We start from the raw sequence: 19,626 nt of genomic DNA, 5'->3' as shown, positions 1-19,626 counted from the left end.
CGAGCCGCTGTCGAGACCGCTCTCCGCCAGGGGCAGCTCGGGACGTGATCGCCCCTCCCAAGGGCACACCCCCGTGCCATCGACCCACGACCCAGGACGAGGGGGCGCAACCATGGACGCATTCACCGCAGGACTTCTGCAGCGCATTAGGGCGGCCGAGACCGACCTGTCGCGGGCGCGCGAGACCGGTGACGACTTCCTCGCCGAGGTCGAGCAGGGCGAGCTGGACGACCTCCGCCGCCTCGCCGCCGAGCACGGTGTGGAGGTTCACGCCTCGAGCGTCTGACGCACGTACGAGGGCCCCGGCGCCTGGTTGATCCAGGCGGGCGCCGGGGCCCTTTCGTGTGCCGTTCAGTCGTGCGTGGCGCGAGTCCGAGAGCCGGACGCTCAGTCGTGCCAGGCGCCGAGTTCTTCCAGCCATTTCTGAAGCGGCTCGAAGACGCCGGGGGGCGCCGCGACGGTCAGCTCCGGGGAGAGCGGCTCCCCGGGGCGGCCGCCGGTGAGGGCACCCGCCTCGCGCGCGATGAGGTCGCCGGCCGCGAAGTCCCAGGGGTTCAGGCCGCGTTCGTAGTACGCGTCCATGCGGCCGAGCGCCACGTCGCACAGGTCGATGGCGGCCGAGCCGCCGCGCCGGATGTCGCGCACACGCGGCACGAGGTGCCCCAGCACCTCGGCCTGGCGGGCACGGCGCGACTCCAGGTAGCCGAAGCCGGTACCGACCAGGGCCTGTGCGAGGGGCGGCGCCACGCGCGTGTGCGCGGGGCGGTCGTTCACGAAGGCGCCCCCGCCGAGGACGGCGCGGTAGGTCTCGGCGCGCATCGGGGCGGCGACGACGCCGACGAGCGTCTCGCCGTCCTTGCGTGCCGCGATGGAGACGGACCAATCGGGGCGCCCGTAAAGGTAGTTGACGGTTCCGTCGATGGGGTCGATCACCCACAGGATGCCGCTGGTGCCCTCCGTGGAGGAGCCTTCCTCGCCGAGCACCCCGTCGTCGGGGCGACGCTCGGCCAGGTAGTCCGTGATCAGCTTCTCGGAGGCGATGTCCATCTCGGTGACGACGTCGACGGCGCTTGTCTTGGTCGCGGCGACGCCGAGGTCCTCGGGCCTGCCGTCGCGCAGGAACGCACCGGCCCGGGCCGCCGCCTCCAGGGCGATCTCGAGCAGCTCCGCCTTGAGGGACGTGAGGTCGTCGGCGATGTGGGCGGCCTCGGCGGCCTTGGGGTCGGTCACGTCACTGTCCTTACGCGTACGGGCTGTCGGCGCCGGCGGCGGCCGGCTTGGGGGCGCGGGCGGGGCAGCAGCCCACGGGACACAGGTCGTGGCTCGCGCCGAGCGCGCCCAGGGCGCAGGGTGTGACGACCTCGTCCCGCTCGGTGGCGGCCCGCTCCAGGGTCAACTCCCGTACGGCGGCGGCGAAGCGCGGGTCGGCTCCCACGGTGGCGGAGCGGCGCACCGGAAGACCGAGCTCCGCGGCCTTCGCCTCGGCCTCTGTGTCGAGGTCGTAGAGGACCTCCATGTGGTCGGAGACGAAGCCGATGGGCGCCATGACGACGGCCGGGACGCCCGCCGCGTGGCGCTCCTCCAGGTGGTCGCAGATGTCGGGTTCCAGCCACGGGATGTGTGGGGCGCCGGAACGCGACTGGTAGACGAGCTTCCAGGGGTGGGCGATGCCGGTCTCCTCGCGCACCGCGTCGGCGATGAGCTGCGCGACGTCCAGGTGCTGCTTCACGTACGCGCCCCCGTCGCCGTGCTCCTCCGCCCGCCCTGAGGTGTCGGCCGCCGCGGTCGGGATGGAGTGCGTGGTGAAGGCGATGTGGGCGCCCGCGCGGACGTCCTCGGGGAGGTCGGCGAGGGACTTCAGGACGCCCTCGACCATGGGGCGCACAAAGCCGGGGTGGTTGAAGTAGTGCCGCAGCTTGTCGATCTTCGGCAGCTCCAGCCCCTCGGCCCCAAGGGCGGCGAGCGCCTCCGCGAGGTTCTCGCGGTACTGGCGGCAGCCCGAGTACGAGGCGTAGGCGCTGGTGGCGAGGACGAGGATGCGGCGGTGGCCGTCGGTGACCATCTCGCGCAGCGTGTCCGTCAGGTACGGCGCCCAGTTCCGGTTGCCCCAGTAGACCGGCAGGTCCAGGCCGTGGTCGGCGAAGTCCTTGCGCAGGGCGTCGAGCAGGGCCCTGTTCTGGTCGTTGATCGGGCTGACCCCGCCGAACAGGAAGTAGTGCTGCCCGACCTCTTTGAGCCGCTCCTTGGGGATGCCTCGGCCGCGCGTCACGTTCTCCAGGAACGGGACGACGTCGTCGGGGCCCTCAGGGCCGCCGAACGAGAGCAACAGCAGGGCGTCGTAGGGGCGGGCATCGAGGCTGGCAGCGTGCGCGTCTGGCATGTCTTCGATCCTGCCACCCGGCACTGACAGGCGGAAAACCGCGTGTACCCCGGCCGTGGCACGCGTAAGCTGTATCCACTGCTTTTACGCCTTACCGGAGTCACGTTGCCCAGCCCCTACCGCGCCATATTCGCCCCGCCCGGAACCAAGAGCTTCTCCGCGGCCGGGCTCCTGGGCCGAATGCCCCTGTCCATGATGGGCATCGGCATCGTCACGATGGTCTCCCAGCTGACCGGGCGCTACGGGCTCGCGGGGGCCCTGTCCGCGACGGTGGCGCTGTCCGCCGCGCTGATCGGGCCACAGATCTCCCGGCTCGTCGACCGGCACGGACAGCGTCGAGTGCTTCGGCCGGCCACGCTGGTCTCGCTCGTCGCCGTCACCGGTCTCCTGCTGTGCGCGAAGTACACGGCGCCGGACTGGACCCTCTTCGCCTTCGCGGCGCTCGTCGGCTGCGTCCCGAGCGTCGGCTCCATGATCCGGTCACGGTGGGCGGCCCTCTACGGAGACGTCCCGCGTCAGCTGCACACCGCGTACTCCTTCGAGTCGGTGCTTGACGAGGTGTGCTTCGTGTTCGGGCCGATCATCTCGATCGGTCTGTCCACGGTGTGGTTCCCGGAGGCGGGGCCGCTTCTGGCGGGCTGTTTCCTCGCGGTCGGTGTCTTCTGGCTGACATCGCAGCGGGCCACCGAACCGATCCCGCACCCGCGTGAACAGCACAGCCGCGGATCGGCGCTCCGCGCGCGTGGCTTGCAGGTTCTGGTGGCGACCTTCGTCGCGACGGGGGCGATCTTCGGTTCGATCGACGTCGTCACGGTGGCCTACGCCGAGGACCTCGGCCACAAGTCGATGGCCAGCGTGGTGCTCGCCATTTACGCGACCGGCTCCTGCCTCGCGGGCGCGCTGTTCGGCCTGCTGCACTTCAAGGGAGCGCCCGCTCCCAGGTGGCTGGTGGGTGTCCTCACGATGGCCGTGAGTATGATCCCCCTCCAACTGGTCGGGAACCTGCCAATCCTGGCCGTGGCGCTCTTCGTCGCGGGCCTGTCCGTCGCACCGACGATGATCACGACGATGGCCCTCGTCGAGCAGCACGTACCACGCGCGAAGCTGACCGAGGGCATGACCTGGGTGAGTACCGGACTCATGGTCGGCGTCGCGCTCGGCTCCTCCGTGGCCGGCTGGGTGATCGACGCGGCCGGGGCGGGTGCCGGGTACGCGGTGCCGGGGGTATCCGGTGCCGTCGCGGTCCTCGTCGGGCTCCTGGGCTACCGCCGGCTGAAGCGGCCGGTTCCGCAGCGGGGAGGAAGCACCGATGAGCAGGCCACCGAGGAGCACGCGGGGCACGAGGGGCGCGCAGACGGGCAGCCGGAAGAGCACCGAAGCCTGGCGTAACTGGGCGGGGAACGTCACCGCACGCCCCGTGCGCGAGGTGACGCCCGCGTCCGTCGAGGAGCTGACAGCGGCGGTGCGCAGTGCCGCGGAGGACGGCCTGAAGGTGAAGGCCGTCGGCTCGGGCCACTCCTTCACGGCGGCGGCCGCGACCGACGGAGTATTGATACGCCCTCAACTGTTGACCGGAATCCGCAGCATTGACCGGACGAACGGGACCGTCACGGTCGAGGCGGGTACCCCGCTCAAGCGACTCAACATGGCCCTGGCGCGCGAGGGCCTGTCGCTCACGAACATGGGCGACATCATGGAGCAGACGGTCTCCGGCGCCACCAGCACCGGCACGCACGGCACGGGTCGCGACTCCGCGTCGATCGCCGCGCAGATCAAGGGACTTGAGCTGGTCACCGCGAGTGGGGAACTCCTCACCTGCTCGGAGAAGGGCACCGACGACGAACGCGCGCTCTTCGCGGCCGCCCGCATCGGTCTCGGCGCCCTCGGCATCGTCACGGCGATCACCTTCGCCGTGGAGCCGATCTTCCTGCTCTCCGCGCGAGAGGAGCCGATGCCCCTCGACCGGGTGCTCACGGACTTCGAGGAGCTGCACGCCGAGAACGAGCACTTCGAGTTCTACTGGTTCCCGCACACGGACAGCTGCAACACCAAGCGCAACAACCGCAGCGCGGGCCCGGAGGCGCCCGTCCCGAAGCTCAGCGGCTTCGTCGAGGACGAGCTGCTCTCCAACGGTCTGTTCCAGGTGGCCAATTCGATCGGCCGCGCCGTGCCCGGCACCATCCCGGCGATCGCCAAGGTCTCCAGCCGGGCACTGTCCTCCCGGACGTACACGGACATTCCCTACAAGGTCTTCACATCGCCGCGCCGCGTGCGCTTCGTGGAGATGGAGTACGCGGTCCCGCGCGCGGCCCTCGTGGACACCTTGCGCGAGTTGAAGTCCATGGTCGACCGCTCACGCCTGCGGATCAGCTTCCCCGTGGAGGTCCGCACCGCCCCGGCCGACGACATCGCGCTGTCCACTGCGTCCGACCGCGACACCGCCTACGTAGCCGTGCACATGTACAAGGGGACGCCGTACCACCGGTACTTCACGGCGGCCGAGCAGATCCTCACCGCCCACGAGGGGCGCCCGCACTGGGGCAAGATGCACACGCGCGACGCGGAGTACTTCGCGCGCGTGTACCCGCGCTTCGGCGAGTTCACGGCGCTGCGCGACCGCCTGGACCCGGACCGCGTGTTCGGCAACGCCTACCTGCGGCGGATCCTCGGCGACTGACCCGGCAGCCCTCTGAGGGGCATGCACCGGGTCACTCCGACTGCTGCTGGACGTCCGGGCCCCGCGTGGGAGCGGTGGTCGGGTTGGTGGTGCTGCCGCTGTCCGAACCGGAGTCCGAGCCACTGTCGGAACCCGAGTCCGAACCGGAGTCGGAGGACCCGCTGTCCGAACCGGAGTCCGAACCCGAATCGGAGCCCGAGTCCGAACCCGAGTCGGAGGACCCGCTGTCCGAACCGGAGTCCGAGCCACTGTCGGAGCCGCTGGTGTCGCCCGTCGTCGGCGTGGCACTCGGGTCCGGGGCGGTGGTGCCGGAGTCGTCGTTCTGCTGCGTACCGGTGTCCGAGCCGGTGCTGCTGCCGTCGGACGGCGTCTGGGTGGGGTCCGGAGTGGTGTCGCCGCCGGACGAGGAGTTCCGCCCCTTGAAGGCGTCGCCGATGGTGGTGCCGCCGCCACCACCACCGAAGGTGTGGCCCGACACCAGTTCGTACGTGGTGATGCCGCCCATGGTGACGCCGAACACGAGGGCCGCGGCGATCAGCGGCCGCTTCCAGCTCTTGATGCGCGAGCGGTGCACGGTGCCCTCGGTGAACTCGTCGTCGAGGTCCGCGCCGTCGTCGGTCGACTCATCGTCCGGGACGCGCAGCATCCGCGTCGCCTGGTCGATCGTCTCGGGCCTGAGCAGCTGGGTCTTCTCGGGGTCGCTCGCGGCGGTCGTACCCACAGCGCCCAGCAGTTGCGTCTTGTCGGTGTCCTCGTCGGGCAGCAGGTCGGCCACGGCGCCCGTGTCGAGCAGCTGAGTCCCCTCGGTGGCCGAGGCGGGGATCCGCTCCATGGCGGTGGCCTGCTCGAGCGGGGAGACCTGCGGGAGCGCCGACATCTCTTCGGCGTCCACAGTCGGCGTCCTCCGTGTCCCCCAGGTCGTGGTGGTCGGCAGCGCCGTCACGGCCGGCCGCGCCGGGGGCGGCTCGGCTCCCGTGACCATGGAACTGGTGGCGTCCATGGAGGAGTCCGAGCGGAACGTACGGGGCACGGGGGCGCCCCCCTCCGTGACCGGCACCTTCCGGGTCTTCGGCTTCACCACTTTGACGTCGCGTATCTGCTCACCGGTACGCCTGAAGAAGTGCTGGAAGAGCGTGCCTCCACAGGTGGCGAGGGCGCTGACCACACCGGCGCCGAGGATCGTCCCGTAGACACCGAGGCCGGAGGCGAGCTTCGCGGCCACGACGGCGGCGACCGCACTGCCCGCCACCTGCGGGACGCTCAGATCCAGCCGCTTCCCCTTGGGCTCTTCCTCCATGTCCTCGGATATGTCCTCGGAGATCTCCGGCTTCTTGCCCATTGTTGGAACTTGCCTGCCTTTCTCGACAAAACCACCCATGCCCAAGCGAAGCTCCCAAGAGTAAGCGAACTCCCTAGGACACAAGAGAAAGGACGTATCGGAGGAGGAATCAGTTCCGGTTCCGGAGATTTCGTGAAGCAGGACACGCGGGCCCCACACATCACCCGCCAGAATCCAGGGATCGCGGCCCCAACTCCCGCCCCCCGAGAGAACTTCGGCGGCGTGCCGATCCACGCAAGTGGCCCGAATGGAGTACTGTTGCGAGCCCTGGGTCCGGTCTCCCGCCAGGGTGCTCGGGTCCTGCCAGGACCGTGGGGAGGGGGTTCGCTGCACAGGGTGACGGAGTTCCGTCACTTAGCGTTGCGAATAGGTAACCGTGCCATAACGGCGACCCCGGGCCCATGCCCGACACGCCGGGCAACTCGGCAAGGTTGTGGCAGGCTGCACCCGGGCAGGCCACACTCGACTAGCGGAAGCAGCGACGCACGTGACGTCGGCAGGCACCACCCGGGAGGTCCCCATGCCCGAACTGCGTGTCGTGGCCGTCTCTAACGACGGCACACGGCTGGTGCTGAAGGCTGCGGACAGCACGGAGTACACGCTGCCGATCGACGAGCGCCTCCGGGCCGCCGTACGTGGCGACCGTCCGCGCCTCGGCCAGATCGAGATCGAGGTGGAGAGCCACCTCCGCCCACGCGACATTCAGGCGCGCATACGGGCAGGCGCGACCGCCGAGGAGGTCGCGCAGTTCGCCGGCATCCCGGTCGACCGGGTGCGCCGCTTCGAGGGCCCCGTGCTCGCGGAGCGCGCGTTCATGGCCGAGCGCGCCAGGAAGACCCCCGTGCGCCGCCCCGGCGAGAACGCCGGGCCCCAGCTGGGCGAGGCCGTACAGGAGCGTCTCGTACTGCGCGGCGCCGACAAGGACTCCGTCCAGTGGGACTCCTGGCGCCGGGACGACGGCACCTGGGAAGTCCTGCTCGTCTACCGTGTCGCGGGCGAACCGCACTCGGCGAGCTGGACGTACGACCCGCCCCGCAGGCTGGTCCAGGCCGTCGACGACGAGGCGCGCTCGCTGATCGGCGAGTCCGACGACATCGGCACGCCCGAACCCACGTTCCCGTTCGTGCCGCGCATCGCCCGGCTGCCCAGGGACCGCCCCCTCGACCGCGCCCTGGACCGGCAGCTCGAGCGGCCGATGCCGCCCGCGGAGCCGGAGCCCGAGGAGACCGAGCTGCCGGCGATCGCCTCGTCCGCCCCGCCGGAGCGCGACTCTCTGACCAGCCTCCTGGAGGCCGTGCCCAGCTACCGCGGCGACCTCGCGGTGCCCGAGCGCCCCGCCGTGGCCCCCGAGCCGCCGCAGGAGGAGCCCGAGCCGCCCGCGGCTGCCGAGGTGGAGGAGCCCGCGGCGCCCGCGGCCTCGGCCGGGGCCGGATCGGCGTACGCGGACATCCTGATGCCGCGCGCCGTCGCCGGCCACCGTGACCGCCTCACCGGCACGACCGACCGCCAGGCGGAGGCCGACGGCGTACGCCCAGGCCGCCGCGCCGCCGTGCCGAGCTGGGACGAGATCGTCTTCGGTACGCGCCGCAAGAAGCAGGAGTAGCCCACCTCTTGTACGCAGAGGGGGCCCGCGCCGTTCAGTCGACGCGGGCCCCCTCTGCGCAGGGCGGCTACTGCGGGTCCGGCCCCGTAGCCACCGGGCGGGCCTCGTCGCCGGACCACTGGGACCAGGAACCGACATACAGCTGGGCGTCGATGCCCGCCACGGCGAGCGCCAGGATCTCGTGCGCGGCCGAGACTCCTGAGCCGCAGTAGACGCCGACCTGGCCCGGATCGCCGTTCACGCCAAGGGACTTGAAGCGCTGGGCGAGCTCGGCGGCGGGGCGGAAACGGCCGTCGTCGCCGACGTTCTCCGTGGTCGGGGCGGACACCGCACCGGGGATGTGCCCGCCGACGCGGTCGATGGGCTCCACGTCACCGCGGTAGCGCTCGGCGGCGCGGGCGTCCAGGAGCAGACCGGAGCGGGCCAGGGCCGCGGCGGCGTCCGCATCGAGCAGTCCTGTGGCACCGGGTGCAGGCTCGAAGGTGCCCGGCTGCGGCGCCGGGGTCGTGGTCTCCAGGGGGCCGTCCCAGGCGGCGAGTCCGCCGTCGAGAACCCGCACGGACGGGTGACCCGTCCAGCCCAGCAGCCACCAGGCCCGCGCCGCGGCCCAGCCCTGACCGCCGTCGTATACAACGACGTCGCGGTCCGCCGAGACGCCGGCGGCGCGCATCGCCGCGCCGAATCCGGACAGCTCAGGCAAGGGGTGCCGACCGTCACCCGGGCCCGCGTGGCCGGCGAGTTCCGTGTCGAGATCGACGTAGACCGCGCCCGGCACATGGCCCGCCGCATACTCGGCACGGCCGTCGAACGCGGGCGCCCCCGCGGCCTTGGCGAGGCTGAGCTGCCAGCGGACGTCGAGCAGCACGGGGGGCCGCTCGCCCGCCAACTCGCTCGCGAGTTCGGATGCGGAGATGATGGCATTCATGGGCCCATCCTTGCTCATGCTCTGGCCCGCGCGCTCCTGGTCGTATAGCGTGCTCGATCGACTACCGAGCGTTTATTGACCGGACATGGCAGGGTCGCAGCGCCGAAACGTATGCGAAACACCGTTTCGGGCATCCTCAGCGGGAGTCCGATGGTTTCGGCGCGGCCGAAGAGCGTCGCGCGGCACCGAGTGCCAACATCGGCACCGGCGCCACCTGACATGCGGGATCCCGAGCCGCGGGCCCCGAGGGTTCCGTTCCGAGGAGAGAGACGATGACCGAGGCAGCAGCCCGGCGCGCACCGGGCACCCCGTGCTGGGTGAGCCTGATGGTGCACGGCATGGCCGCGACCCAGGAGTTCTACGGGGCGCTGTTCGGCTGGGAGTTCAGGCCCGGCCCACAACAACTCGGCCCGTACGTGCGGGCTCTCCTCGACGGCAAGGAGGTCGCCGGGATCGGCCAGCTGCCACCCGGCCGCCGGCTGCCGATCGCCTGGACCCCCTACCTGGCCTCGGACGACGTGGATGCGACGGCCGAGACGGTGCGGCACTCCGGCGGCACGGTGGGCGTGGGCCCGCTGGACGCCGGGGAAGCCGGCCGGCTGGCGATCGGCTCCGACCCCGCGGGCGCGGTGTTCGGGATCTGGCAGGCCGCCGAGCACGCGGGCTCCGCGGTGACCGGGGTGCCGGGCGCGATGGTGTGGAACGAGCTGGTGACGCGGGAGACCGCGAGCGTCGCGAAGTTCTACCAAGGGGTCTTCGGATACACCGAAGAGGCCGTTGTCTCCGCCGACTTCGACTTCCTGACCCTGCACCTGGCGGGCCGTCCCGTGGCCTCCGTGCACGGCGTCGGCCACGCCCTGCCCCGCGACCAGGGCCCGCGCTGGATGACGTACTTCAAGGTCGAGGACGTGGACGAGGCCGTGGAACGAGTCGCCGAACTGGGCGGCCACGTGGTGTCCGCCGCCCGCGAGGGCGCACACGGGCGGGTGGCCACGGTGGCGGATCCGGAGGGGGCCGAGTTCTCGGTCGTGGCGTCTCCGGTCGTGTAGGCGGGAGTTTCCCGGGGCCTGCGTTTCGCTCAGGCCGACCCGACCGGCAGTACGTCCGGGGAGAGCGCCGCCGCGTGTGCCGTGGCGCTCGTCATACGCCGCCGATGGTGCCGTCGGCACAGCACCTCGTAGCCGATCTCGTCCGCCAACTGGTCCACGTCGCCGACGACGACCTGGGCGCCTTCGACGACCATCGCGCCGTTGACCGTGCGGGCGTTGTGCGTGGCGCGGGCGCCGCACCAGCACAGCGCCTCCACCTGCAGCACCTCTACGCGGTCGGCGAGTTCGACCAGGCGCTGCGAGCCGGGGAACAGCTTGGAGCGGAAGTCGGTCGTGATACCGAAGGCGAAGACGTCGAGTTCGAGCTCGTCGACGACGCGGGCGAGCTGGTCGATCTTGTCGGGCGCGAGGAACTGCGCCTCGTCCGCGATCAGGTAGTCCACCCTGCCGCCCTGCGAGAGATGCTCGACCACGTACGCGTAGACATCCAGGTCGTCCGCGACCTCCACGGCGTCCGTGACCAGGCCGAGGCGGGAGGAGAGCTTGCCCTCCCCCGCCCGGTCGTCGCGGGTGAAGATGAGGCCCTGGAGGCCGCGCGCCGAGCGGTTGTGCTCGATCTGGAGAGCGAGGGTCGACTTCCCACAGTCCATCGTTCCGGAGAAGAACACCAGCTCGGGCATGGGAAGTTGAGCGCCTTTCGCGTTGCGTGAGGGGGGTGCCGACGTGGGGCCGGCGTGACCGGGGGAACCGGAGAGGTCAGGAGCGCACTTCCAGCAGCGGTACGAGCTGCTCCGCCGGGGTCATCGAGCCGTGGTTGCCGACCATCAGGGATTCCTTCGGCTCGTTGCGCGAGGCGATGAGGACCACGTCGTCACGGGCCGCGGCGATGACGTCGCCGAGCCGGTCGTACACACGTTGATCAACCTGTGGACCGAACCAGCCGGCCGCGATCGCCTCGTCGCGCGAGGCGATCCAGAACTGCTCGCCGAGGACCTCGCGCCACACCGTGAGCACGTCGCCCGCGGCGCCCGGCACCGCGTACACATGACGGGCGCGCCCCTCGCCGCCCAACAGGGCGACGCCCGCGCCCAGTTCCCAGTCGTCGTCGAAGTCGATGCGGGACTGCTCGTCGAAGGCGATGTCGACCATGCCGTGGTCGGCGGTGACGTACAGGGCGCTGCGCGGCGGCAGTTGCTCGGCGAGGCGCTGCGCGAGGCGGTCGACGTACATGAGCTGGCCGCGCCAGGCATCGGAGTCGACACCGAAGCGGTGCCCCTTGCCGTCGACCTCGCTGTAGTACGTGTAGACCAGCGAGCGGTCCCCCGCGGCCAGCTGCTCGGCGGCCAGGTCCATGCGGTCCTCGCCGGAGAGGCGACCGTAGAACGAGCCGCCGCTGAGGGCGATCTTGGTGAGCGGCGTCGTCTCGAAGTGCGGCGCGGAGACCTGTGCCGTGCGAACGCCCGCCTCGTGCGCGCGCTGGAAGATCGTGGGGTACGGCTGCCAGGTCCGCGGCTTCGTCCACGGGTTCCAGCGGAGCTGGTTCATCAGCTCGCCGGTCGCCGGGTTGCGCACGGTGTAGCCGGGCAGGCCGTGCGCGCCAGGGGGCAGGCCGGTGCCCACGGAGGCGAGGGAGGTCGCGGTGGTCGCCGGGTAGCCCGCGGTGATCGGGCGGCCGGTGCCGCCGCGCGAGGACGATATGAGCGAGCTGAGGAACGGCGCCTCGTCCGGGTGCGCCCTGAGCTGCTCCCAGCCCAGACCGTCGATCAGGAACACGCAGGCACGGTCGACCGGCTGCAGCTCTGAGATGGCGGCGGTACAGCCGGGCACGCCCAGGTGGGCGCCGATGGTGGGCAGCAGATCGGCGAGGGATCCGGTGCCGTACGCCGGGACGGGAGCGGAGTGGACGGGCAGCGGCTCTACGTCGTCCCAGGCGGCCTGCGTCATCGGCGGCCCGCGTCCGCGATGGCCTCGGAGAGGGACTGGGCGAAGGTGAGGGCCTGGCGCACGGTCTCCGGGCCGTCCCCGGCCTCGCTGACGCGCAGGCTCAGGTCGTCCGCTGTCGTGCTGCCCGTGTATCCGTGGTCCGCCTCGCAGTTGGGGTCGCCGCAGGTCGCGGGCTCCAGGTCGATGCGGGACACGGCGCCCCAGCCGATGGTGAGGACGACCTCGCGGGGCAGCGACCCCGGGACGTACTTCTCCGGATTGGCGACGACGCGGCTGAGCACCACCGACGAAATCCGGCCGATCTGCACGGACTCCGTCGACGTCGTCGCGTACGACGTCGGGGACGTGCTGTCGGCCGCCTGCTCGTCGGTGTGGCTGACGATGAAGCGGCTGTCGGTCAGCACCAGGACGGTGACATGACGACGGACCTCGTTCGCATCGAACGTGGTCTCCTGGTGCACCAGATACGACGAGATCGGCTCTCCGCCGACCGCGGCCTCCACCGCTTCGGCCACGAGAGCCGGGTAGTAGCCGCTGCGCTCGATCGCCGCTCGCAGCCCTTGGGTCGTCGTACTGGTCTTGGCCATGGGGTCCATCCTAAGGCCCGCAAAGAGACTGCCGGTGCCCCTGTGGATAACTCTCCGTGAGGGGCTCGTAGGAGGTGGTTCAGTACGCGGCGGGCAGGGTGCGCGGGCCGAGATCGTCGCGGGCGGGCGGCGGCGCGAGCCGGACGGAGGCGCCGAGGACGGTCAGCCCGCGTTCCGCCACGACGACCGGTTCGAGGGCGACGCCGACGACCTCGGGGTGGTCGTCGACCAGGCGCGACACGCGCTGCAGCAGCTCTTCGAGCGCGGGGGTGTCCACGGGGGCCGCGCCGCGCCAGCCGAACAGGATCGGGGACGTCTTGATGGACCGCACGGTCGCCTGCGCGTCCTTGTCGGTCACCGGGATCAGCCGGTGCGCGGTGTCACCGAGCAGTTCGGAAGCGGCTCCGGCGAGCCCGAAGGAGAGCACGGCGCCCGCGGCCGGATCTATGACGGCGCGTACGACGGTGTCGACTCCGCGCGGCGCCATCGCCTGCACGACCGGCCGCAGTTCGGTGGGCTTGCCGAGCCGCTGGGTCAGGTCTTCGTAGGCGCGCCGCAGCTCTCCCTCACTGGACAGGTCCAGGCGTACGCCGCCGAGGTCGGGGCGGTGCCGCAGATGCGGGGCGGTCGTCTTCAGGGCCACCGGGTAGCCGAGTGTGTGCGCCGCCGCCGCGGCCTCGTCCGGGCCGGGAGCGGGCAGTGTGCTGCGCACCTCGATGCCGTAGCGGGACAGCAGGGCGCGGGCGTCCTCCGGGGCGAGGTCGGCGCCTCGCGGGTCGCCCTCCTTGGCGAGCAGTTCCGTGATCAGCTCGGCGGCCCCCTGCTCGTCGACGGCGTCGTACTCGGGCACCTTGCCGGGCGCGGCGGCGTCGCGTCGCCACTGGGCGTACCTGGCCGCCTGGGAGAGCGCGCGGACGGCGCGCTCGGCGGCCGGGTAGGCGGGGATGAGGCGCGGGGTGGGGTCCACGGGGGGCGGGGGGTCTTCGGGGGGCCCTGCGGTGGGGCGCCGGGGCGGGGTGTCGGGCGCGTTGGGCCCCGTGCTGGCCGCGGCCGAGAGTGCTTCCGCGAGGCCTCCGAGTTCGACATGGACGACGAGCACCGGCTTCGTGGGGCCGGTGGCGGCTGCCGCGCTCAGGGCGGCCGCGAGTTCCGTGTCCTCCGATGGCCCCTCCCCCACGGCGGGGATCGCGGTGACCACGACGGCGTCCGTCTTCTCGTCGGCCAGTGCCTGCTCCAGCGCAGTCCGGAAGTCGGCGGCGGACGCGGCTGTCGTCAGGTCCAGCGGCGGCTTGGGACGCAGCCCTTCGGAGAGGCACACGTCGTACGTAAGGAGGCCGAGCGATTCCGAGTTGCCCAGGATGGCGACGCGCGGCCCCTCGGGCAGCGGCTGGCGGGCCAACAGGAGGCCGGTGTCCACGAGTTCGGTGATCGTGTCGACCCGGATGACCCCCGCCTGGCGCAGCAGCGCGGAAACGGTGGCGTACGGAAGGCGGGTGGCCCGCACCGCGTGCCCCGTGGGCGCGATGCCGCTGTGCCGGGCGCCCTGCACGACCACCAAGGGCTTGGCGGCGGCGGTGCGGCGGGCGAGGCGGGTGAACTTGCGGGGGTTGCCGATCGATTCGAGGTACATGAGGGCGACGTCGGTGTCCGCGTCGTCGTACCAGTACTGAAGGACGTCGTTCCCGGAGACGTCCGCGCGGTTGCCCGCGGAGACGAACGTGGAGACACCGCTGGCCCCGGTGACTCCGCCGCCCCTGCGGTGCAGGCGGGACAGGAGCGCGATGCCGATGGCGCCGGACTGGGCGAACAGGCCGATGCGTCCGGGGCGCGGCATCTCGGGGGCGAGCGAGGCGTTGAGCCGTACCTCCGGTGACGTGTTGACGACCCCGAAGGCGTTCGGCCCGACGATGCGCATCCCGTAGCTCCGGGCCTGGCGGACCAAGGCGCGCTGGCGCTCGCGGCCCGCCTCCCCGCTCTCCGCGTAGCCGGCGGAGACCACGACGAGGCCCTGCACGCCGCGCTCGCCGCACTCGGCGACGACCTCGGGGACGTCAGGGGCGGGCACGGCGACGACGGCCAGGTCGACCGGGTCGGCGGCGTCGATGTCGCGTACGGAGCGGTGGGCGGGCACACCGTCGATCTCGGTGACGTCGCCGTCGAACGCCTGGTTCACCGCGTACAGGCGCCCGGTGAAACCCGCGTCCTTCAGGTTGTCGAGAACGCTGCGGCCCACTCCTCCGGGCGCGCGTCCCACTCCGATCACGGCGACGGAGCCGGGCGCGAGCACGCGCTGCACCGAGCGGGCCTCGGCGCGCTGCTCGCGCGCGTGCTGCACCGCGAGCGACGCCTCCGTGGGCTCGATGTCGAACTCCAGGCGGACGACGCCGTCCTCGAAGCTGCGCTTCTGTGTGTATCCGGCGTCCCGGAACACCTTGATCATCTTGCTGTTGGCGGGCAGCACCTCGGCGGCGAACCGGCGGATGCCACGCTCACGGGCGACGGCCGCGATGTGCTCCAGGAGGGCGGAGGCGACGCCTCGGCCCTGGTGGGCGTCCTGCACGAGGAAGGCGACCTCCGCCTCATCGGCGGGCGAGGTCGCCGGCCTGCCCTGCGCGTTGATCCGGTCGTAGCGCACGGTGGCGATGAACTCGCCGCCCACCGTGACCGCGAGACCGACCCGGTCCACGTAGTCGTGATGGGTGAAACGGTGCACGTCCTTGGCCGACAGGCGGGGGTAGGGCGCGAAGAAGCGGTAGTACTTCGACTCGTCCGAGACCTGCTCGTAGAAGCTGGTCAGATGCTCGGCGTCCGCGGTGGTGATGGGCCTGATCCGCGCGGTGCCGCCGTCGCGCAGCACCACGTCGGCCTCCCAGTGGGCGGGGTACGCATGCCGGTCCGACGGGGTCTCCATGTCGCAAGAGTAGGGCCGGGCACTGACAGAAGACCGTCGGTCGTACGGGTCGCGGCCCGTGCGTACGGAAGGCACCCTATGGAGGACCGAAGGGCCGTGCCGGTGAGGACCTGGGTCCGCGCCACGCCCGCCTCCCGATATGGAACACTGGTCTAGACAACCGTGAGACACCTGAAGGGCAGCATCACATGGCTGAGCGCCGCGTCAACGTCGGCTGGGCCGAGGGCCTCCACGCCCGCCCCGCTTCCATCTTCGTCCGCGCTGCCACGGCGGCCGGCGTTCCCGTGACGATCGCCAAGGCTGACGGCAACCCCGTCAACGCCGCCTCCATGCTGGCCGTGCTCGGCCTGGGCGCGCAGGGCGGCGAGGAGATCGTGCTGGCCTCCGACGGAGAGGGCGCGGACGCCGCGCTGGACCGTCTGGCGAGGCTGGTCGCCGAGGGGCTCGAGGAGCTTCCCGAGACCGTCTGACATAAAGACAAAAGCAGTACGGCTGAGCCGCGCGTTCCCTGACGGGTCGCGCGGCTTTTTCGTTCACCATCGCGGAACCATTGCGGAACCCATTACAGAACCACCGCGGAGCAAATTGGGCGACAGGAAATAGGCAGCAGAAATTCATCCGCGCCCGCGTTCAACCCATTCGCCGAATAGTGCACCTCTTTGTATACGGCGCCGTTGTTAAACCTGGCGCCCCACCGTGTTGACTGCATGTTGCGAAGTCCTCACACGCCCGCCCGCGCGGGGGACGCGCAGTCTGTGGGCGGCCGTCGCGCGCTCCGCGTGCAGGGTGGCCAGCGCGCGGGCCCGCTCCGCGTCGCCCCGCGCCACCGCGTCGACGATGGCGCCGTGTTCGGCCCAGGACTCGGCCGGCCGGGCGGGGCTCTCCACGGCGTACATCCAGGCGATCTTGTGGCGGAGTTGGGTGAGCAGGGTGATCAGGCCGGGACTGCCTGAGGCCTGGGCGAGCGTCTCGTGGAACCAGCTGCCGAGGGAGCGCAGATCCTCGCTCTGACCCCGCCGACAGCGCTCCTGTCCCAGCCTGACCAGGCCGCGCAGCACCTTGAGGTGGGCCTCGGTGCGGCGCTGCGCGGCGCGGGCGGCGCCCATGGGTTCGAGCAGCATGCGGATCTCCAGGAGGTCGGCCGCCTCCCGCTCGGTGGGTTCGGCCACGCACGCGCCCGCGTGCCTGCGCGTGACGACGAACCCCTCCGCCTCCAGGGTGCGCAGCGCCTCGCGAACGGGCACGCGCGAGACCCCGTAGCGACGCGCGAGCAGTTCCTCGGTGAGCCTGCCGCCGCGCTCGTAGACCCCGGCGACGATGTCGTCGCGGATCGCTGTGCATACCGACTGCGCGGGAATGCGCATGACTCGACCTCCGCCTCAATGCCCGCGATACGCGGTCTATTGACGCCCGGTCAAGCGCGAATGGCACGCGGCCGGAACGTTTACCCGCGACTCTATTCCACCGGACTTGAATTTCCGACGCGGGAACTGAATCCGGGGATATTTTTTGGACAGCGCGGACCCGCGCACGTTTGGACAGTGCGGGCCCGCGCACGCGAAAGCCCCGGCTCGGTGAGCCGGGGCTTTCGTGGAGTGTTCCTGGTGGGTCAGACGTTCACACCGTGCTGGCGCAAGTACGCGACGGGGTCGATGTCCGAGCCGTAGTCGGGGCCGGTGCGGGCCTCGAAGTGGAGGTGCGGGCCCGTGACGTTGCCGGTGGCCCCGGAGAGGCCGAGCTGCTGGCCGGGGGTGACGTCCTGGCCGACGGAGACGCCGATGGACGACATGTGACCGTACTGGGTGTACGTACCGTCGTTCATCTTGATCACGACGTTGTTGCCGTACGCGCCGCCCCAGCCGGCCTCGACGACGGTGCCCATGCCGACCGAGTGCACCGAAGTGCCGCTGGAGGCGTGGAAGTCGATGCCGGTGTGGCTGCCGGAGGACCACAGTCCGCTGCCGGCCTGATACGAGGTGGAGACGTACGAGCCGGAGATCGGCGACACGTAGCTGTTCAGGCGCTTGCGCTCGGCCTCGCGGGCGGCGCGCTTCTTGGCCTCGCGCTCCTTCTCGGCCTTCTCGGCGGCCCGCTTCTTGGCCTCCGCCTCGGCCTTGCGCTTGGCTTCCTCGGCCTTCTTCTTGGCCTCGGCCTCGGCCTTCGCCTTGGCGGCGGCCTTCTGCTGCGCGGAGGCCTGCGCGTCGATCTGCTCGGCCAGGGAGTCGCCGATGGCCACGGCCTGCGTGAGGCCGTCGTGCGGGGCTATCGCGGTGTCGGCGGCGAGGGCGGGGGCGGCGAGGCCACCCACCACGCCCGTCGTGGTGATTGCGGCGACGCCCGCGACCTGAGCGGTGGTACGCGTCAGGCGGCTGGGACGGCGGTGCTTCCCGGTGGCACGGGTGAACCCCATGAAGTGGCTGGTCCTTTCCTTCCTTCTCGCCTACCGGGTTAGCTGACGGGTTCGGAGCAGGAAGGTCTCCTACAGGCCCCCTCCCCTCACGGGAAGAGCGCCCGATTCACCCCAGGGACTTCGGTGGGTCCCCGGCTCCCCTGGCTCGCACCACGGGGACTCGGCGATGACTGTCCGGTGTCGCGGGCGCGACGTACGTCTGGCGAACAGCCGGAGGGAACGCTAAGCGGGGCGTCTTTGAATCAACAAACAGAACCCGACTTTTGTAGTGCACGCCACAGGGCAGACAGGCAACCTCTATGCCAATTCGGACATTTGTGAGCGTGTGGCGATTGAAGGTGATCGTGACGGACGCCACGAAGCCCCGGCGGCCGATGCCGGCGCCGGGGCTTCGTGGTGTGCCTCGGGAGACGAATTCAGCCCGCGACCACCGTGACTTCGCCGATGCCGAGCGCCTTGACCGGCTCCTCGATCTGCGCGGCGTCACCCACCAGGATCGTCACCAGACGGTCCGCAGGGAAGGCGCTGACGACGGCAGCCGTGGCCTCCACGGTGCCCGTGGCGGCCAGCTGCCGGTACACCTGCGCCTGGAAGTCGTCCGGCAGGTGCTGCTCGACCTGGTCGGCGAGGGTGCTCGCGACGGCCGCCGCGGTCTCGAACTTCAGCGGGGCCACGCCCACCAAGTTCTGTACGGCGGTGTCCCGTTCGGCATCCGTGAGCCCGTCGGCCGCCAGCGTGCGCAGGACCTTCCAGAGGTCGTCGAGCGCGGGCCCGGTGTTCGGAGTGTCCACCGAGCCGCTGATGGCGAGCATCGCGGCACCGCTGCCGTCGGGCGCGGAACGCAGCACCTGGGCGAAGGACCGCACACCGTAGGTGTAGCCCTTCTCCTCGCGCAGGACGCGGTCCAGGCGCGAGGTGAGGGTGCCGCCCAGGCAGTACGTGCCGAGGACCTGCGCGGCCCACACACGGTCGTGCTTGTCCGGTCCGACCCGGCCCATGAGCAACTGCGTCTGCACGGCGCCCGGGCGGTCCACGATGACCACACGGCCTGTGTCGTCGGCGACGACCGGCGGCACGGGGCGCGGCTCGGCGGTGCCGCCGGTCCAGGCGCCGAGCGTGTCGGCGAGGAGGGCGTCCAGGTCGATGCCCGTCAGGTCGCCCACGACGACGGCCGTGGCGGTGGCGGGGCGTACGTGCCGGTCGTAGAAGGCACGCACGGCCGCCGCGTCGATCGCCGAGACAGTCTCCTCGGTGCCCTGGCGCGGGCGCGACACGCGCGCGTCGGCCGGGAAAAGCTGCTTGGAGAGCTCCTTGGCGGCACGCCGGGCCGGGTTGGCGCTCTCGTGCGGGATCTCGTCCAGGCGGTTGCGGACGAGGCGCTCGATCTCGCTGCCGTCGAAGGCGGGTGCGCGCAGGGCGTCGGCGAACAGGGCGAGGCCCTTGGAGAGGCGGGAGGCCGGCACTTCGAGGGAGGCACGGACGCCGGGGTGGTCGGCGTGCGCGTCCATCGTGGCGCCGCAGCGCTCCAGCTCAGCGGCGAACTCCTCGGCGGAGTGCTTGTCGGTGCCTTCGTTGAAGGCCCGCGCCATGATCGTCGCGACGCCGTCGAGGCCCTTCGGTTCAGCGTCCAGCGGCGCCTCCAGGTGCACCTCCACGGCGATGACCTGCTGGCCCGGCCGGTGGCAGCGCAGCAGCGTCAGGCCGTTGGGAAGCGTGCCGCGCTCCGGGGCCGGGAACGCCCAGGGCTTGGGCTCGCCCGCCTGCGGCCGGGGATGGAAGTCCATGTTCGCGAGCTGCTCGG

General features: G+C 71.4%; 17 protein-coding genes and 1 riboswitch. Of the genes, 6 read left to right on the top strand and 11 right to left on the bottom strand.

From position 1 onward, the window contains the following. Positions 1-112 precede the first annotated feature (112 nt). Positions 113-286: a hypothetical protein gene (locus tag ACFYWS_RS13790; RefSeq protein ID WP_385765791.1), complete on the top strand. Its 174-nt coding sequence runs from the start codon at positions 113-115 to the stop codon at positions 284-286. Between the two features lie 101 nt (positions 287-387). On the opposite strand, the gene ACFYWS_RS13785 is transcribed toward ACFYWS_RS13790, so the two are convergent. After that, a complete protein-coding gene (locus ACFYWS_RS13785) occupies positions 388-1,197 on the bottom strand; it encodes an inositol monophosphatase family protein (protein WP_389275660.1) in 810 nt (269 codons plus the stop codon). 43 nt (positions 1,198-1,240) lie between these two features. Continuing rightward, positions 1,241-2,380 carry a ferrochelatase gene (locus tag ACFYWS_RS13780; protein ID WP_389274437.1) on the bottom strand — a complete coding sequence of 380 codons (1,140 nt, stop codon included), beginning with the start codon at positions 2,378-2,380 and terminating at the stop codon, positions 1,241-1,243. Positions 2,381-2,485: 105 nt separating this feature from the next. Here ACFYWS_RS13780 and ACFYWS_RS13775 point away from each other — a divergent pair, with 105 nt between their 5' ends. Both ACFYWS_RS13775 and ACFYWS_RS13770 read left to right on the top strand, forming a co-directional pair. Continuing rightward, positions 2,486-3,769 (top strand): MFS transporter, encoded by a 1,284-nt coding sequence (locus ACFYWS_RS13775; protein ID WP_389274434.1) that lies wholly within the window; start codon positions 2,486-2,488, stop codon positions 3,767-3,769. Further along, positions 3,690-5,057 carry a D-arabinono-1,4-lactone oxidase gene (locus tag ACFYWS_RS13770; protein WP_389274432.1) on the top strand — a complete coding sequence of 456 codons (1,368 nt, stop codon included), beginning with the start codon at positions 3,690-3,692 and terminating at the stop codon, positions 5,055-5,057. Before ACFYWS_RS13775 ends, ACFYWS_RS13770 begins: the two co-directional genes overlap by 80 nt. 31 nt (positions 5,058-5,088) lie before the next feature. Here the strand turns inward: ACFYWS_RS13770 and ACFYWS_RS13765 are convergent, their stop codons facing one another. Next, entirely contained in the window at positions 5,089-6,396 is a 1,308-nt protein-coding gene (locus ACFYWS_RS13765) for a hypothetical protein (RefSeq protein WP_389274429.1), read from the bottom strand. A 520-nt stretch (positions 6,397-6,916) separates the two neighbouring features. Between ACFYWS_RS13765 and sepH the strand changes: the two genes are divergently transcribed. Beyond that, complete coding sequence (sepH, locus tag ACFYWS_RS13760) at positions 6,917-7,999, top strand: septation protein SepH (RefSeq protein ID WP_389274427.1); 1,083 nt, start codon at positions 6,917-6,919, stop codon at positions 7,997-7,999. Positions 8,000-8,066: 67 nt separating this feature from the next. Here sepH and ACFYWS_RS13755 read toward each other — a convergent pair whose 3' ends face one another. Continuing rightward, complete coding sequence (locus tag ACFYWS_RS13755) at positions 8,067-8,924, bottom strand: sulfurtransferase (RefSeq protein ID WP_389274424.1); 858 nt, start codon at positions 8,922-8,924, stop codon at positions 8,067-8,069. Positions 8,925-9,196: 272 nt separating this feature from the next. Here ACFYWS_RS13755 and ACFYWS_RS13750 point away from each other — a divergent pair, with 272 nt between their 5' ends. Next, on the top strand, positions 9,197-9,973 hold the full coding sequence (locus tag ACFYWS_RS13750; RefSeq protein ID WP_389274422.1) for a VOC family protein: 777 nt from the start codon (positions 9,197-9,199) through the stop codon (positions 9,971-9,973). A 29-nt stretch (positions 9,974-10,002) separates the two neighbouring features. On the opposite strand, the gene ACFYWS_RS13745 is transcribed toward ACFYWS_RS13750, so the two are convergent. The 4 genes from ACFYWS_RS13745 to ACFYWS_RS13730 all read right to left on the bottom strand — a co-directional run bounded on the left by ACFYWS_RS13745 (position 10,003) and on the right by ACFYWS_RS13730 (position 15,415). After that, positions 10,003-10,653 (bottom strand): thymidine kinase, encoded by a 651-nt coding sequence (locus ACFYWS_RS13745; RefSeq protein ID WP_389274419.1) that lies wholly within the window; start codon positions 10,651-10,653, stop codon positions 10,003-10,005. Positions 10,654-10,729: 76 nt separating this feature from the next. Next, positions 10,730-11,917 carry an alkaline phosphatase family protein gene (locus ACFYWS_RS13740; RefSeq protein ID WP_389274416.1) on the bottom strand — a complete coding sequence of 396 codons (1,188 nt, stop codon included), beginning with the start codon at positions 11,915-11,917 and terminating at the stop codon, positions 10,730-10,732. Then, positions 11,914-12,504 (bottom strand): DUF5998 family protein, encoded by a 591-nt coding sequence (locus ACFYWS_RS13735; protein ID WP_389274413.1) that lies wholly within the window; start codon positions 12,502-12,504, stop codon positions 11,914-11,916. Before ACFYWS_RS13735 ends, ACFYWS_RS13740 begins: the two co-directional genes overlap by 4 nt. A gap of 79 nt (positions 12,505-12,583) precedes the next feature. Beyond that, positions 12,584-15,415 (bottom strand): GNAT family N-acetyltransferase, encoded by a 2,832-nt coding sequence (locus tag ACFYWS_RS13730; RefSeq protein ID WP_389274410.1) that lies wholly within the window; start codon positions 15,413-15,415, stop codon positions 12,584-12,586. Between the two features lie 188 nt (positions 15,416-15,603). Between ACFYWS_RS13730 and ACFYWS_RS13725 the strand changes: the two genes are divergently transcribed. Continuing rightward, positions 15,604-15,885, top strand: coding sequence for an HPr family phosphocarrier protein (locus tag ACFYWS_RS13725; RefSeq protein ID WP_389274407.1), 282 nt, complete (start codon positions 15,604-15,606; stop codon positions 15,883-15,885). Between the two features lie 207 nt (positions 15,886-16,092). Here the strand turns inward: ACFYWS_RS13725 and ACFYWS_RS13720 are convergent, their stop codons facing one another. The 3 genes from ACFYWS_RS13720 to ACFYWS_RS13710 form a co-directional block, all read right to left on the bottom strand. Then, a complete protein-coding gene (locus tag ACFYWS_RS13720; RefSeq protein WP_389274405.1) occupies positions 16,093-16,779 on the bottom strand; it encodes a GntR family transcriptional regulator in 687 nt (228 codons plus the stop codon). A 245-nt stretch (positions 16,780-17,024) separates the two neighbouring features. Next, on the bottom strand, positions 17,025-17,825 hold the full coding sequence (locus tag ACFYWS_RS13715) for a M23 family metallopeptidase (protein WP_389274402.1): 801 nt from the start codon (positions 17,823-17,825) through the stop codon (positions 17,025-17,027). A 12-nt stretch (positions 17,826-17,837) separates the two neighbouring features. Beyond that, positions 17,838-18,001, bottom strand: a riboswitch (cyclic di-AMP (ydaO/yuaA leader). A 240-nt stretch (positions 18,002-18,241) separates the two neighbouring features. Next, positions 18,242-19,609, bottom strand: coding sequence for a M16 family metallopeptidase (locus tag ACFYWS_RS13710; protein ID WP_389275657.1), 1,368 nt, complete (start codon positions 19,607-19,609; stop codon positions 18,242-18,244). Positions 19,610-19,626: the final 17 nt, after the last annotated feature.

This window comes from Streptomyces sp. NPDC002795 (assembly GCF_042888725.1).
Taxonomy (GTDB): domain Bacteria; phylum Actinomycetota; class Actinomycetes; order Streptomycetales; family Streptomycetaceae; genus Streptomyces.
The sequence above is the reverse complement of the archived record's forward strand: the minus strand, read 5'-3'. Positions and strand labels throughout refer to the sequence as shown.

What these genes read in the sequence shown, in the direction of transcription:
- ACFYWS_RS13720 (WP_389274405.1), bottom strand. Translation starts at nt 16,779, where the DNA reads ATGCGCATTCCCGCGCAGTCGGTATGCACAGCGATCCGCGACGACATC.
- ACFYWS_RS13755 (WP_389274424.1), bottom strand. Translation starts at nt 8,924, where the DNA reads ATGAATGCCATCATCTCCGCATCCGAACTCGCGAGCGAGTTGGCGGGC.
- ACFYWS_RS13780 (WP_389274437.1), bottom strand. Translation starts at nt 2,380, where the DNA reads ATGCCAGACGCGCACGCTGCCAGCCTCGATGCCCGCCCCTACGACGCC.
- ACFYWS_RS13710 (WP_389275657.1), bottom strand. Translation starts at nt 19,609, where the DNA reads ATGGACTTCCATCCCCGGCCGCAGGCGGGCGAGCCCAAGCCCTGGGCG.
- ACFYWS_RS13765 (WP_389274429.1), bottom strand. Translation starts at nt 6,396, where the DNA reads ATGGGCAAGAAGCCGGAGATCTCCGAGGACATATCCGAGGACATGGAG.
- ACFYWS_RS13745 (WP_389274419.1), bottom strand. Translation starts at nt 10,653, where the DNA reads ATGCCCGAGCTGGTGTTCTTCTCCGGAACGATGGACTGTGGGAAGTCG.
- ACFYWS_RS13735 (WP_389274413.1), bottom strand. Translation starts at nt 12,504, where the DNA reads ATGGCCAAGACCAGTACGACGACCCAAGGGCTGCGAGCGGCGATCGAG.
- ACFYWS_RS13770 (WP_389274432.1), top strand. Translation starts at nt 3,690, where the DNA reads ATGAGCAGGCCACCGAGGAGCACGCGGGGCACGAGGGGCGCGCAGACG.
- ACFYWS_RS13750 (WP_389274422.1), top strand. Translation starts at nt 9,197, where the DNA reads ATGACCGAGGCAGCAGCCCGGCGCGCACCGGGCACCCCGTGCTGGGTG.
- ACFYWS_RS13725 (WP_389274407.1), top strand. Translation starts at nt 15,604, where the DNA reads ATGGCTGAGCGCCGCGTCAACGTCGGCTGGGCCGAGGGCCTCCACGCC.
- ACFYWS_RS13790 (WP_385765791.1), top strand. Translation starts at nt 113, where the DNA reads ATGGACGCATTCACCGCAGGACTTCTGCAGCGCATTAGGGCGGCCGAG.
- ACFYWS_RS13715 (WP_389274402.1), bottom strand. Translation starts at nt 17,825, where the DNA reads ATGGGGTTCACCCGTGCCACCGGGAAGCACCGCCGTCCCAGCCGCCTG.
- ACFYWS_RS13730 (WP_389274410.1), bottom strand. Translation starts at nt 15,415, where the DNA reads ATGGAGACCCCGTCGGACCGGCATGCGTACCCCGCCCACTGGGAGGCC.
- sepH (WP_389274427.1), top strand. Translation starts at nt 6,917, where the DNA reads ATGCCCGAACTGCGTGTCGTGGCCGTCTCTAACGACGGCACACGGCTG.
- ACFYWS_RS13740 (WP_389274416.1), bottom strand. Translation starts at nt 11,917, where the DNA reads ATGACGCAGGCCGCCTGGGACGACGTAGAGCCGCTGCCCGTCCACTCC.